Raw genomic sequence first — 13,907 nt, 5'->3', positions numbered from 1 at the left:
CGCGGCGGGAGACCGTTGACCCCGGCGAGAAGACCGTCGGCCGGGTGGACCGGCCGTCATTCGGGTGACCTGGTCGAAACGGTTGTCGGCGCGCGCACCGGGAGTGACGATGTCCTCAGCCGCATCACCTTTCGGGGAGGCCGAGTTGACCGATCCGTGGGTGGCCCTGGAGCCGGGGGCCGACCCTGCCGAGCACGCGCGGATGCTGCGTCGCGCGCACGAGACGTTCACCGAGGCGGGCACGGTGACGCGTCCGGTGCGTTCGGTGGTGGCCGAGTCGTGGCGGCGCTCCGCCCGGGCCGGGGTGGGGCCCGACGGCACGGCGAGCGTGGAGCTGGTGGACGGCGATCTCGGCGCCTACCGGGCCGAGCATCCGCTGGCGCGGGTGATGCCGCTGTTCCGTGAGCTGATGGGAACGTTCGCGGCCGACGGGGAGCATCTGCTCGCGGTGTGCGACGCCAACGGCAGGCTGCTGTGGGTCGAGGGGCATCCGGCCACCCGCCGGGATGCGGGACGGATGAACTTCGTGCCGGGTGCCCGCTGGGCGGAGACCGCGATGGGCACCAACGCTCCGGGGACCGCGGTCGCCGTCGACCGGCCGGTGCAGGTCTTCGCGGCCGAGCACTTCATCCGCCGGGTGCAGCCCTGGACCTGTGCGGCGGCTCCGGTGCACGATCCACGGACCGGGCGGGTGCTCGGCGCCGTGGACATCACCGGCGGTGACGGTCTCGCGCATCCGCACAGCCTGGGCTTCGTGCAGGCGGTCGCGCGCGCCGCCGAGTCCCAGCTGGCGCTGCTCACCCCGGAGCGGCCCGGCGCCGACACCCCCGAGCTGACGGTGCTGGGCCGGGACGAGGCACACCTTCTCACCGGCGGGCGCAGGATCAGGCTCAGCCGCCGGCACAGCGAGATCCTCGTCCTGCTGGCCCGTCACCCGGAGGGGCTGACCGGGGACGAGCTGCTGTGCGCGCTGTACGAGGACGAGTCGGTGACGCCGGTTACTCTGCGTGCCGAACTGGCCCGGCTGCGCAGGGTGCTGGGTCCGGGGCTGCTGGCCTCGCGGCCGTACCGGCTGACCGTGCCCGTCGAGTGCGACATGGCCGTCGTCGAGCGACGGCTGGAGACCGGTGCGGTCACGGCGGCCGCGACGGCGTATGCGGGGCCGCTGCTGCCCGGCTCGCAGGCCCCGGCGGTGGTGCGGCTCAGGCACCGCCTCGCCGAAGCCCTGCGTACGGCGCTGATAGCCCGCCGCGACCCCGATCTGCTGGCCGACTGGGCGCACGCGCCGTGGGGCGAGGACGACCTCGACGTGTGGCGGGCTCTCGCCGTGGTCCGTCCGACGGCGACGGTCCGGGCCCGACTGGCGGCGCTGGAGGGCGAGTTGGGGGCACCGGCCGACTGGCCCGGCGCCGCTGTTCGCCGGGGAGGCATACCGTCGTAGCGCCCGAGGGCCGGTCCCCGGCGCTCGCGGCAACGTAGTTGCAACGTCGCCGTCCCTAGCCTCCCGACCGGAGCTGCCCAACGGCGGGCAGCGCTTCGAGGGAGGCAGACCAGCATGACCCGTTACGCGGCGCCCGGCACCGAGGGCGCGATCGTCTCCTACCAGGCGCGCTACGACCACTTCATCGGCGGCGAGTACGTGGCGCCGGCCCGCGGACAGTACTTCGAGAACCCGTCGCCGGTGAACGGGCAGCCGTTCACCGAGATCGCGCGCGGTACGGCGGAGGACGTGGAGCGGGCGCTGGACGCGGCGCACGCGGCCGCCCCCGGGTGGGGCCGCACGTCGGTCACCGAGCGCTCGGACATCCTGCTGAAGATCGCCGACCGGATGGCGGCGAACCTCGAGAAGCTGGCGGTCGCCGAGAGCTGGGAGAACGGCAAGCCGGTGCGGGAGACGCTGGCCGCCGACATCCCTCTCGCCATCGACCACTTCCGATACTTCGCGGGCGCGATCCGTGCGCAGGAGGGCTCGCTCGGCGAGATCGACGACGACACCGTGGCGTACCACTTCCACGAGCCGCTCGGCGTCGTCGCGCAGATCATCCCCTGGAACTTCCCGATCCTGATGGCGGTGTGGAAGCTCGCCCCCGCCCTCGCCGCGGGCAACGCCGTCGTCATCAAGCCCGCCGAGCAGACCCCGGCCTCCATCCACTACTGGATGAGCCTGATCGCGGACCTGCTGCCGCCGGGCGTGGTGAACATCGTCAACGGTTTCGGGGTGGAGGCGGGCAAGCCGCTCGCGTCCAGCCCGCGGGTGGCGAAGGTGGCGTTCACGGGTGAGACCACGACGGGGCGGCTGATCATGCAGTACGCCTCGGAGAACATCAAACCGGTCACCCTGGAACTGGGGGGCAAGTCGCCCAACATCTTCTTCGACGACGTCTGGGACCAGAACGACGACTTCCGCGACAAGGCCCTGGAAGGCTTCACCATGTTCGCGCTCAACCAGGGCGAGGTGTGCACGTGCCCGTCCCGGGCGCTCGTGCAACGTGGCAACTACGCCGAGTTCATCGAGGCGGCGGTCGCCCGCACCGAGCTGATCAAGCCGGGCCACCCGCTGGACACCGACACGATGATCGGCGCCCAGGCCTCCAACGACCAGCTGGAGAAGATCCTCTCCTACCTCGACGTCGGCCGTCAGGAAGGCGCCCGGGTCCTCACCGGCGGCGAACGCATCGAGTACGACGGCGAGTTGAAGGGCGGCTACTACGTCCAGCCCACCATCTTCGAGGGTGACAACCGCATGCGGATCTTCCAGGAGGAGATCTTCGGCCCGGTCGTCTCCGTGACATCCTTCGACGACTTCGACGACGCCATCAAGGTCGCCAACGACACGCTGTACGGGCTCGGTGCGGGCGTGTGGACACGGGACATCAACACGGCGTACCGGGCGGGCCGGGCGATCCAGGCGGGCCGCGTCTGGACCAACTGCTACCACGCCTATCCCGCGCACGCGGCGTTCGGCGGCTACAAGCAGTCCGGCATCGGTCGCGAGACGCACAAGATGATGCTGGAGCACTACCAGCAGACGAAGAACCTGCTGGTGAGCTACTCGCCGAAGAAGCTGGGCTTCTTCTAGACACCAAAAAAGGGCGCCTGACCTGGGCAGATGCCCGTCAGGCGCCCTTGCCGACGCACTTCCGGGTCCGCTTCGACAGCAGCAACAGCACCGAAGCGCAGGCAGGGTGGGAACCGCGTCAACAGCACGAGCCACCCTTGTCCTGCACTCGCACTCCACGCTCTCCCATGGTACATCCAATGTTTGGCTCGACGTCAGGGACGCCGCACGGACGCCCGCCTGACGAATAGGCGATCAGGCATGGATTTTGTGTCGCAAGGCTAGACACCGGACACCTTCATATCCGTTAATCCATCCCATGTGTCACTGGAGAGGGCCGAGTGGTCCGAGACCCCTACGGACCCCGGGCCTCCATTCCGAGCCGCGCTGCCGCCTTGCCCACGCGGATCAGTCCGGCCCGGTGGCGGTATGGCGCCACATCGGCAGCAGACAAGCCCGTGACGTGCTGCACCAGACCGCCGGACATGTGAGCCGCCACCCCATCACGACCAGGCAATCGTGATGCCGTCACCGAAAGGTGCAAGATGTCTTCCTCCGTCAGTAGACGGCGCCTCCTGCAACTGGCCGGGGCCACCGCAGCCGCCTCTGCCACCGGGTCCTTCATCGGCGCATCTCCTGCCCATGCGGCCATACCTCCCGCCAGGGCTGACATCGGGGTCTCCGCGGACCCCTTCGAGCTCGGCCAGGTCCGGCTCACCGCAAGCCGGTGGCTGGACAACCAGAACCGCACCCAGAACTACCTGCGGTTCGTGGACGTCGACCGGTTGCTGTACAACTTCCGCGCCAACCACAAGCTGTCCACCAACGGCGCAGCCGCGACCGGCGGCTGGGACGGGCCGACGTTCCCCTTCCGCACCCACATCCAGGGGCACTTCCTCACGGCATGGTCACAGCTGTATGCCGTGACCGGGGACACCACCTGCCGGGACAAGGCAACCACCATGGTTGCGGAGTTGGCCAAGTGCCAGGCCAACAACAGCGCCGCCGGTTTCAACGCCGGATACCTGTCCGGTTACCCCGAGTCCGACTTCACCGCTCTCGAGCAGCGGACCCTGAGCAACGGCAACGTGCCGTACTACACCATTCACAAGACCCTCGCCGGTCTGCTGGATGTGTGGCGCCACATCGGCAGCACACAGGCCCGGGACGTGCTGCTCGCCCTGGCGGGATGGGTCGACTGGCGCACCGGCCGGCTGAGCAGCCAGCAGATGCAGGCCATGCTGGGAACCGAGTTCGGCGGCATGAACACCGTGCTGACCGATCTCTACCAGCAGACAGGCGACGCACGGTGGCTCAGCGTCGCCCAGCGGTTCGATCACGCCGCGGTGTTCGACCCCCTGGCGTCCGGCCAGGACCAGCTCAGTGGTCTGCACGCCAACACCCAGGTGCCCAAGTGGATCGGGGCCACCCGGGAGTACAAGGCCACCGGCACGAGCCGCTACCGGGACATCGCCACCAACGCCTGGAACTTCTGCGTCAATGCGCACACCTATGCCATCGGCGGCAACAGCCAGGCGGAGCACTTCCGCACCCCGAACGCCATCTCCGGCTACCTGAACAAGGACACCTGCGAAAGCTGCAACACCGTCAACATGCTCACCCTCACCCGAGAGCTGTTCGCGCTGGATCCGAACCGTGCCGCGCTGTTCGACTTCTACGAGCGGGCGTGGCTGAACCAGATGATCGGCCAGCAGAACCCGGCCGACGACCACGGCCACGTCACCTACTTCACCCCGCTCGACCCGGGAGGCCGCCGTGGTGTGGGCCCGGCTTGGGGCGGCGGCACCTGGAGCACCGACTACGGCACCTTCTGGTGCTGCCAGGGCACGGGCCTGGAGATGCACACCAGGCTGATGGACTCCATCTACTTCCACAGTGACGACACGCTGATCGTGAACATGTTCGTGCCCTCGGTGCTCAACTGGTCGGAGCGCGGCATCACGGTCACCCAGACCACGTCGTACCCCGTCAGCGACACCACGACCCTGCGAGTCACCGGCAATGTCGGCGGAACCTGGGCGATGCGCATCCGCATCCCGGGCTGGACCACCGGTGCCACCGTCAGCGTCAACGGCGTCGCGCAGAACATCACCGCCACGCCCGGCAGTTACGCCACCCTGAGCCGCTCGTGGACCTCCGGCGACACGGTCACCGTCCGTCTGCCCATGCGGGTCGGCATACGACCGGCCAACGACAACGCGAACGTCGCCGCGATCACCTACGGCCCGGTGGTCCTGTCCGGCAACTACGGCGACACCACGCTCAGTTCGCTCCCCACGCTGAACACGTCATCGGTCAAGCGGACCAGCGGCAGTTCGCTCGCCTTCACCGCCACCGCGGGCGGCTCCACCGTCAACCTGGGCCCGTTCCACGACGCGCACGGCGTCAACTACACCGTCTACTGGGACACTTCGGGCAATACCGTCCGTCTGGCCAACGTGGGCAGCGGCCTCGTGCTGGGCATCCAGAACATGTCCACGGCCGACGGTGGCCGCGCCCTGCAGTGGACCGACTCGGGCACCGCGGACCACGACTGGCAAATGATCACCGACGGAAACGCGGTCCGCTTCCGCAATGCCCACAGCGGCAAGGTGCTCGGCGTCCTGAACATGGCCGCAACAGACGGTGCGACCGTCCTGCAGTGGTCGGACAACGGCACCGCCGACCACAAGTGGACGCTGCTCGACCAGGGAGACGGAACCTACAAGATCCGCAACGTGAACAGCGGCAAGCTGCTCGCCATCGCGGGCAACTCCACCGCCGTCGGCGCGTTCGCGGTCCAGGACTCGGACGACGGCACCACCAAGTGCCTCGACGTCCCGGGCCACGCCACCACGGCCGGCACCAAGGTGGAGATCTGGTCCTGCAACGGCGGCACGAACCAGCAGTGGCGGGTGAATGCCGACGGCACGGTCGTCGGCGTGGAGTCCGGGCTGTGCCTGGACGTGTCGGGCGCCGCCACGGCCAACGGCACGGCGGTGCAGCTCTGGTCGTGCACCGGCGCCAGCAACCAGAAGTGGACCGGCCTGTCCGGCACGACCAACTCGTGTGCTCTTCCGTCGACGTACCGGTGGAGCTCGACGGGTCCGCTGGCACAGCCGGCGAACGGGTGGTACTCGCTGAAGGACTTCACCACCACGACGTACAACGGCAAGCACCTGGTCTACGCGACCTACTCCGACGGTAATTGGCACTCGATGGGCTTCAGCCCCTTCACGAACTGGTCGGACATGGCGACGGCCCCCCAGACCGCGATGAGCTCTTCCGCGGTGGCGCCCCAGCTGTTCTACTTCGCGCCCAAGAACATCTGGGTGCTGGCCTCTCTGGGATGGGGCACCCAGTGGCCCTTCACCTACCGCACGTCCAGCGACCCGACCAACCCCAACGGCTGGTCCGCGCCGCAGCCGCTGTTCACCGGCAGCACCCCCACCGGCGGTCCGATCGACCCGACCCTGATCGCCGACGACCAGAACATGTATCTGTTCTTCGCCAATGACGACGGCAGCATCTTCAAGTCGACCATGCCGATAGGGAACTTCCCGGGCAGCTTCGGCTCGTCCTCCACGACGGTCATGACCGACTCGGCGAAGAACCTGTTCGAGGCGCCGCAGGTCTACAAGGTCCAGGGCCAGAACCAGTACCTCATGATCGTCGAGGCCCGGGGTGCGACCGAGCAGCGCTTCTTCCGCTCGTTCACCGCCTCCAGCCTGAACGGTCCGTGGACCCCGCAGGCCGCCACCGAGTCCAACCCCTTCGCGGGCAAGGGCAACAGCGGCGCCACCTGGACCAACGACATCAGCCACGGCGACCTGGTCCGCAACAACCCCGACCAGACCATGACCATCGACCCCTGCAACCTGCAGCTCCTCTACCAGGGCAGGTCCCCCAGCTCGGACGGCACCTCCTACGAGAAACTGCCGTACCGGCCGGGCGTCCTCACTCTGCAGCGCTGACCCGTGCGCACATGACCACAGGCTTGTGACCGTGCCTGCCAGGCACGGTCACAAGCGGCTTCCGCTCCATCTCCCAGGAAGGAACCTTCCGTGGTTCCCATACACAGACGACTGCTGCGTCTCGTCGCTGCCACCGCGCTGACGCTCACCGCCTGCGTCACCGCCTCCGCCGGCACGACCGCCGAGGCCGCGCCGGGCAGCCCCGCGCTGACCCCGCCGCTGGGCTGGAACAGCTGGAACAGCTTCGGATGCGGTGTCAACGAGACGCAGGTCCGTCAGGCCGCCGACGCGATGGTGTCCTCGGGCATGAAGGACGCCGGCTACCAGTACGTCGTCGTCGACGACTGCTGGTTCGACCCGCAGCGTGACAGCGCGGGCAACCTCCGGGCCGACCCGGCCAAGTTCCCCGGCGGGATGAAGGCGCTCGGGGACTACATCCACAGCAAGGGCCTGAAGTTCGGCATCTACGAGGCGCCCAACGAGCGCACGTGCGCACAGGGCGTGGGCACCTACCCCGGCTCCACCGGCAGCAAGGGCCACGAGGCCCAGGACGCCACCACGTTCGCCTCCTGGGGCGTGGACTACCTCAAGTACGACTGGTGCTCCTCCAGCGGCACCCTGGACCAACAGGTCGCGCAGTTCTCCCTCATGCGCGACGCGCTGCGCGCCACCGGCCGCCCGATCGTCTACAGCATCAACCCCAACAGCTTCCACGCCATCACCGGTGCCACCTACAACTGGGGCCAGGTCGCCGACCTGTGGCGGACGACCGAGGACCTGCTCGACATCTGGCAGAACGGCAACACCAACAGCTACCCGATGGGCGTCGGCAGCGTCCTCGACATCGACGCGCCGCTGGCCGCTCAGTCGGGTCCGGGCCACTGGAACGACCCCGACATGCTGGTCGTCGGCCGCCCCGGCCTGTCACTGACCGAGTCCCGCTCCCACTTCGCCCTGTGGTCGCTGCTCTCGGCCCCCCTCATCGCGGGCAACGACATCCGCACCATGTCCGCCGACGTGAGCGCGATCCTGCGCAACCCCCGCCTGCTGGCGGTGAACCAGGACCGGCTGGGCGCGGGCGGGCGCCGGGTACGCGACGACGGCGACACCGAGGTGTTCGCCAAGCCCCTGTCCGACGGCTCGGTCGCGGTCGGCCTGTTCAACCGGGGAAGCGGCACCGCGACCATCACCACCACGGCCGCCCAAGTCGGCCTGTCGGGCGGGCCGTTCACCCTGACGGACCTGTGGACCGGCAGTACGTCGAGCACCTCCGGCCAGATATCGGCGAGCGTCCCGGCGCACGGTGTCGCCGTGTTCAAGGTGACCGGTGGCAGCCCGCTGGCCTCCACCACGGCACGCCTGCGCGGTACCGGCTCCGGCCGCTGCCTGGACGTGGATCGCGCCTCCACCGCGGCCGGGACGACGACGCTGATCTGGGACTGCCACACCGCCGCCAACCAGCTGTGGACCACGTGGGCCGGAGGCGAGATCCGCGTCTACGGCGACAAGTGCCTCGACGCCTCCAACCAGGGCACCAGCAACGGCACGCCGGTCATCATCTGGCCCTGCAACGGCCAGGACAACCAGAAGTGGACCATGCAGGCCGACGGGTCGATCCGCAACGTCCACGCCGGGCTGTGCCTGGACGCCCAGCAAGCGGGTACCGCCAACGGAACCCCGCTCATTCTGTGGACCTGCAGCGGCCAGAACAACCAGAAGTGGACCACGCTCCCGTAACCCGCCCCCCAGCCGCGCAGGCAGATGTCCGACGGGAAGAGGGGCAGTCCCACGACAGCAGGCCAAGCTGCGGGGGCTGCCCCTTCCCGCGCCGGGACCGGGACTTCGACCGCCTCGCCGCAGTCACCGGCCAGGCGCTCCACTCGCAGGTCGCGTCCGCCTAGTCGTCTCTGCCGTAGGTGAGACGTTGGACCTGGCCGGCCTCGAAGTCGTCAGTGACCTCCTTGCCGTTGACCACGAGCCCGACGGCGGAGGCGTCGCCAAGGACCAGGGTGATCCGGTTCTTGTCCGTGAAGTTCTTGGTCTCGCCGTTGTGCAGCAGTCCGTCGAACAGCACTCGGCCGTCGTGGTCCTTCGCCGAGATCCAGCTCTGGCCGCTCTTGGCGGTCACCCCGACGGTGACCCGGTCCCTGGGGGCTGCGCTCACCCGGGACGATCCCGGCGTGGAAGGCGGAGCGGAGGCCTGCGATGTGGACCGCCGGGTGTCCGAAGCGGTTGCGGAGGGTCCACCGGCCTTGTTGTCGTCCCCGTGCCGGGTGAGGGCGAGGATGGCGCCCACCAGCGCGCTCGTCACGGCCGCGGCCACGATCAGCAGGGTGATCACGCGGCGCGTGCGCGAGCCTCCGGCCGGGGCGGGCAGCGGAGGCTCGTCGGCGCGGCCGGGATCGGCGAGAGGCACGACCGGGACGGGCGGCGCGACGCGCGGCGGGTCGGGCGTGGCGAGCGCGAGCGTGGTCGGGTCCGGGGCCGGGTCCGCGCTGAGCGAGACCAGGAGCGCCTCGAGCGTGGGACGGCCGGCCGGATCCTTCGACAGGCAGGCGGCGACCACCGACCGCAACTGCTCCGGCAGCGCGGAGAGATCCGCAGGCTCGTGCACCGACCGGTACATCAGCCCCAGGGGCGTGCCGGTGCCGAAGGCGCTGCCTCCGGCCGCCGAGACGAGCACGGCCCCGAGCGCGAACACATCGGCGGCACCGTCGACTTCGTCGCCCTGCGCCTGCTCGGGCGCGAGGTATCCGGGAGTGCCGAAGGCCGCCCCGGTGGCGGTCAGCCGGGTGGACTCCACGGCCCGCGCGATGCCGAAGTCGAGGACGCGTGGGCCGTCGTCGGCCATGATGATGTTGCCCGGCTTCAGATCGCGGTGTACGAGCCCGCAGGCGTGGACGGCTTGGAGCGCCTCGGCGAGCGCTGCACCGAGGGACCTCAACTCCCCTTCGCCCATGGGACCTTGACCTCTGATCAGCTCTGCGAGGGTCGGTCCGGGGACGTACGCGGTCGCCAGCCAGGGCGCCTCCGCGTCGGGATCGGCGTCCACGACCGGAGCCGTGTGGAAACCGCCGACTTTGCGGGCGGCCTCGACCTCTGCGCGGAACCGTTCGCGGAAGTGCGGGTCGGCCGCAAGCTCCGGGCGGGCCACCTTCACCGCGACGGCCCGACCGCCCCGCGACCGGGCGAGGTAGACCGTCCCCATACCGCCCGCGCCCAGCTCTCGCTCGACGGTGTAGACACCGATCCGCCGCGGCAGGTCCGCGCCGTTCCCCATCGCCTGCACGCCTCCCCCTGCGCATGGTCACCCGTGCGCGACGCCGGCCGGTGCACCCCGGCCGATTTCCGCTCCCGCGTATACGCCCAGCAGCGTAGACGAAGATACGGCCCGGGAAGCCGGGCTCAGCCGCCGCGCCGCACCCGGGCCGCCTTGCGGGCCTCCGCGAGCTTGCGGGCCTCGTTGCTCTTCCGGGACGGCCTGCCACCTGAGCCGCTCTGCGCGTCCTTGGTGCTGCCCAGGCCGCGGAACGGGGCGTTGTGGTTCTTGGCGCGCGCTACGGCCGGACCTCCGTCGAGCGGCTTTCCGGAGGGGGCCTTGGCGCCGGTGATCCGGCTCAGCTCCGCCTCGCCGGACCGCACGGTGGTGACCTTGGCGGCGACGTCGGCATCCGCCATGACCTGGCTCGTCTCACGGCGCTGTCCCGACAGGACGAGTGTCACGACGGTGCCGGAGCGGCCGGCCCGGGCCGTGCGGCCCGCGCGGTGGAGATAGTCCTTCGGGTCGGTGGCCGGGTCGACGTTGACCACGAGGTCGAGGTCGTCGACGTGCAGGCCGCGTGCCGCGACGTTCGTCGCCACCAGCGCGGTGACCTGCCCGTTCTTGAACTGGGCCAGGGTCCGGGTGCGCTGCGGCTGGGACTTCCCGCTGTGCAGGGCGGCGGCAGCCACGCCGCTGGCCCGCAGATGCCGGGTGAGCTGGTCGACGCCGTGCTTGGTGTCCAGGAACAGCAGGACGCGGCCGTCCCGCGCGGCGATCTCCGTCGTCACGGCGTACCGGTCCGGGCCGTGCACGACGAAGACGTGGTGCTCGATCGCGGAGACCGCGCTGGACGAGGGATCCACGGAGTGGACGGCGGGGTCGCGCAGGTAGCGCTGCACCAGCTGGTCGACGTCGCGGTCGAGGGTGGCGGAGAACAACATCCGCTGCCCGTCCGGACGCACCTGGTCCAGGATCTCGGTGACCTGCGGGAGGAAGCCCATGTCACACATCTGGTCGGCCTCGTCCAGGACCGTGATGCGCACCCGTCCCAGTCGGCAGCCCTTGCGCTCGATGAGGTCGTGCAGCCGACCGGGCGTGGCGACGACGATCTCTGCGCCGTCCCGCAGCGCGGCGGCCTGCCGTCCGATGGACACTCCGCCCACCACGGTCGCGAGCCGCAGCCGCAGCGTCTCGGCGTAGGGCGTGAGCGCCTCACCGACCTGCTGCGCCAGCTCCCTGGTGGGCACCAGCACGAGTGCCAGCGGCTCCTTGGGCTGCGCGCGCCGCCCGGCCGTCCGCGCGAGCATCCCCAGGCCGAAGGCGAGCGTCTTGCCGGATCCCGTGCGGCCCCGGCCCAGGACGTCCCGTCCCGCGAGGGCGTTCGGCAGCGCCGCCGCCTGGATGGGGAAGGGCACCGTCACACCGCGCTCGTCGAGCGCCCGCAGAACCTCGGCCGGCAGCCCCAGTTGAGCGAAGGACGACGCCGTGGGCAGCGCCGAAGTGGCGCCCGACGCCTGGGACACATGGTCCTGCTGCCGGGCATCGGCACGTGCTGATTCGCTCACAGAAAGCCTTCCTCCAAAGGGACCGTACCGAGGAAGGCGCGGCGAGGACGCGGCCACCGGTCAGGGACACCGAAGGGTGCACCGACACAGTGACGCTGCAAACGCGCAACGCTAGCACAGAGTGCGCCGCCCGGTCTCCCGCGGCCGCGCCGCTCAGCCGAGGAACGACAGCCGGACCCGCCGGCCTTGCCTGGACCTTCTGGACGCCCGGCCACGTCGACGTCAGCCGTCCAGCGGAAGGCCGATCACTCGCGCTGAGGGATCGGCGGGGGCGGGCAGTCAGTACGTCACTTCCGCGCCGTCGTCCCGAAGGGCAGGGGTTCGCGCGAGCGCAGGTGTTCCCGCAGCCACTGCTCGGTGTTGCTCACGTGCAGCAGTGCGGCGGCCTGGCTGAGGGCGGCGTCACGGGTGGACAGGGCGTTGAAGATCGCCTCGTGCTCGGCGAGGGTGCGGCCCGCGGCCCTGTCGTCGACGAGACCGCGCCAGATGCGGGCGCGCAGGGTGCGGCCGGAGATCCCTTCCAGGAGGGTCAGGAGGGTCTCGTTGCCCGTGGCCGAGACGACGGCACGGTGGAAGGCCGCGTCGTGGGCGTTGAGCTGTTCGACGTCGTCGCGGGCCTCGCGCATCGCGTCCAAGTGCCGCTTCACTTCGGCCAGTTGGGCGTCGGAAATCCGGGTGGCGGCGAGGGCCGTGGCGAGCGGTTCGAGGAGCCGCCGTACCTCCATGAGGTCCTGCAGGGCGACCGAGTCGCCCTGCAGCAGTTCCACCGCGCCGCCGAGCCCCTCCAGGAGCAGGCTCGGCTGCAGGCTGGTCACATACGTGCCGTCGCCGCGCCGGACCTCCAGTACGCGGGCGACGGCCAGTGCCTTGACCGCTTCGCGGGCGAGGTTGCGGGAGAGCCCCAACTGGGCGGCCAGGTCCGGCTCCGGCGGGAGCTTCGAGCCCGGCGGCAGCGCGCCGGTGCGGATCAACTCCCGGATCTGCTCGATTGCCTTGTCCGTCAGAGACACCGCGCATCCCTCCCGCCACCGCGCCCCACGAGCGCGTCCGACCTGATCAGCCCCTGAGTGCGGAGATCGTCCCAGAGGGCGTCCGGGACGCGCTGATCATGGAGTTCCACGTTTCGTCCGACCTGTTCCGCAGTCCGCATGCCGAGGGTGACGTTGATGATACTGGGATGCGTGTGCGGGAAGGCGATCGCGGCGGCGGGCAGGCTGGTCCCGTGCGCCTCGCAGACGTCGGCGATCGTCCGGGCGCGGGCGACCAGAGCGGGTGGGGCGTCCGCGTAGTCGTACTTCATGCCCTCGGCGGGCCGGTCGCGGGAGAGCAGTCCCGAGTTGAAGACACCCACCGCCACCACGCTCTTGCCCAGTTCCCGCGCGGCGGGCAGGACGTCGTCCAGCGCCGACTGGTCCAGGAGCGTGTAGCGCCCGGCCAGCATCACCACGTCGGCGGCGGTCTCGCGCAGGAAGCGGGCGAGCATCGCCGACTGGTTCATGCCTGCGCCGATCGCGCCGATCACGCCGTGGTCGCGCAATTCCGCGAGGGTGGGCATGGCCTCCTCGGCGGCCTGCCGCCAGTGGTCGTCGGGGTCGTGCAGGTAGACGATGTCGAGGCGGTCCAGGCCGGTGCGCTCCAGCGTGTCCTCGATGGAGCGCAGGACGCCGTCCCGGCTGAAGTCCCACTGCCGACGCAGGTCGTCCCGTACGACGAAGCCCTCCGTGTCGACTCCGCCCGGTTCCTCGTTGGGCACGAGCAACCGGCCCACCTTGGAGGAGACGACGTACTCGTCCCTCGGGCGCCCTCTCAGAGCTGCGCCCAGGCGGCGCTCGGAGAGGCCGAGGCCGTAGTGCGGCGCGGTGTCGAAGTACCGTATGCCTGCCTCCCAGGCCGCGTCGACGGCGGCCGTCGCCTCCTCCACCGGGGTCACCCGGTACAGGTTGCCGATCACGGAGGCCCCGAAGCCGAGATCGCTGAGGGCGACGGACGTGTTCTGGATCGTCCCTTGGTGCAAGACGTGCTCCTGGAGTGACGGGTGGTGGGGCGCA

The 13,907-nt window shown here is 70.2% G+C and carries 8 protein-coding genes; 4 read left to right on the top strand and 4 right to left on the bottom strand.

All coding sequences use genetic code 11. The features are described from left to right. Window positions 1-109 precede the first annotated feature (109 nt). The 4 genes from IH68_RS0145440 (at window position 110) to IH68_RS0145425 (ending at window position 8,769) form a co-directional block, all read left to right on the top strand. On the top strand, window positions 110-1,441 hold the full coding sequence (locus IH68_RS0145440; protein WP_234341803.1) for a GAF domain-containing protein: 1,332 nt from the start codon (window positions 110-112) through the stop codon (window positions 1,439-1,441). Between the two features lie 114 nt (window positions 1,442-1,555). Further along, window positions 1,556-3,079, top strand: a complete 1,524-nt coding sequence (locus IH68_RS0145435) for an aldehyde dehydrogenase family protein (RefSeq protein WP_030948726.1) — start codon at window positions 1,556-1,558, stop codon at window positions 3,077-3,079. A 524-nt stretch (window positions 3,080-3,603) separates the two neighbouring features. After that, the gene (locus IH68_RS60020; protein ID WP_199932003.1) at window positions 3,604-7,032 is read left to right on the top strand and encodes a non-reducing end alpha-L-arabinofuranosidase family hydrolase; all 3,429 of its coding nucleotides are present in this window, start codon (window positions 3,604-3,606) and stop codon (window positions 7,030-7,032) included. 90 nt (window positions 7,033-7,122) lie between these two features. Next, on the top strand, window positions 7,123-8,769 hold the full coding sequence (locus IH68_RS0145425; RefSeq protein ID WP_030948720.1) for a glycoside hydrolase family 27 protein: 1,647 nt from the start codon (window positions 7,123-7,125) through the stop codon (window positions 8,767-8,769). A 160-nt stretch (window positions 8,770-8,929) separates the two neighbouring features. Here the strand turns inward: IH68_RS0145425 and IH68_RS54510 are convergent, their stop codons facing one another. The 4 genes from IH68_RS54510 to IH68_RS0145405 form a co-directional block, all read right to left on the bottom strand. Then, the gene (locus tag IH68_RS54510; RefSeq protein WP_078912907.1) at window positions 8,930-10,312 is read right to left on the bottom strand and encodes a RodZ domain-containing protein; all 1,383 of its coding nucleotides are present in this window, start codon (window positions 10,310-10,312) and stop codon (window positions 8,930-8,932) included. Between the two features lie 125 nt (window positions 10,313-10,437). Further along, window positions 10,438-11,859 carry a DEAD/DEAH box helicase gene (locus tag IH68_RS0145415; protein ID WP_030948715.1) on the bottom strand — a complete coding sequence of 474 codons (1,422 nt, stop codon included), beginning with the start codon at window positions 11,857-11,859 and terminating at the stop codon, window positions 10,438-10,440. A gap of 287 nt (window positions 11,860-12,146) precedes the next feature. Further along, window positions 12,147-12,869, bottom strand: coding sequence for a FadR/GntR family transcriptional regulator (locus IH68_RS0145410; protein ID WP_030948711.1), 723 nt, complete (start codon window positions 12,867-12,869; stop codon window positions 12,147-12,149). Continuing rightward, window positions 12,860-13,873 (bottom strand): aldo/keto reductase, encoded by a 1,014-nt coding sequence (locus IH68_RS0145405; protein WP_037886356.1) that lies wholly within the window; start codon window positions 13,871-13,873, stop codon window positions 12,860-12,862. The genes IH68_RS0145410 and IH68_RS0145405 overlap by 10 nt, the downstream gene beginning before the upstream one ends. Window positions 13,874-13,907 lie beyond the last annotated feature (34 nt).

Source organism: Streptomyces sp. NRRL S-646 (assembly GCF_000720765.1).
GTDB lineage: Bacteria > Actinomycetota > Actinomycetes > Streptomycetales > Streptomycetaceae > Streptomyces.
Note: the sequence above shows the minus strand (reverse complement) of the source record. Positions and strands in the feature narration are given on the sequence as shown.

Bases quoted from the DNA above. Each gene is read 5' to 3' on its own strand.
- IH68_RS54510 (WP_078912907.1), bottom strand. From the start codon at position 10,312: ATGGGGAACGGCGCGGACCTGCCGCGGCGGATCGGTGTCTACACCGTC.
- IH68_RS0145440 (WP_234341803.1), top strand. From the start codon at position 110: ATGTCCTCAGCCGCATCACCTTTCGGGGAGGCCGAGTTGACCGATCCG.
- IH68_RS0145435 (WP_030948726.1), top strand. From the start codon at position 1,556: ATGACCCGTTACGCGGCGCCCGGCACCGAGGGCGCGATCGTCTCCTAC.
- IH68_RS60020 (WP_199932003.1), top strand. From the start codon at position 3,604: ATGTCTTCCTCCGTCAGTAGACGGCGCCTCCTGCAACTGGCCGGGGCC.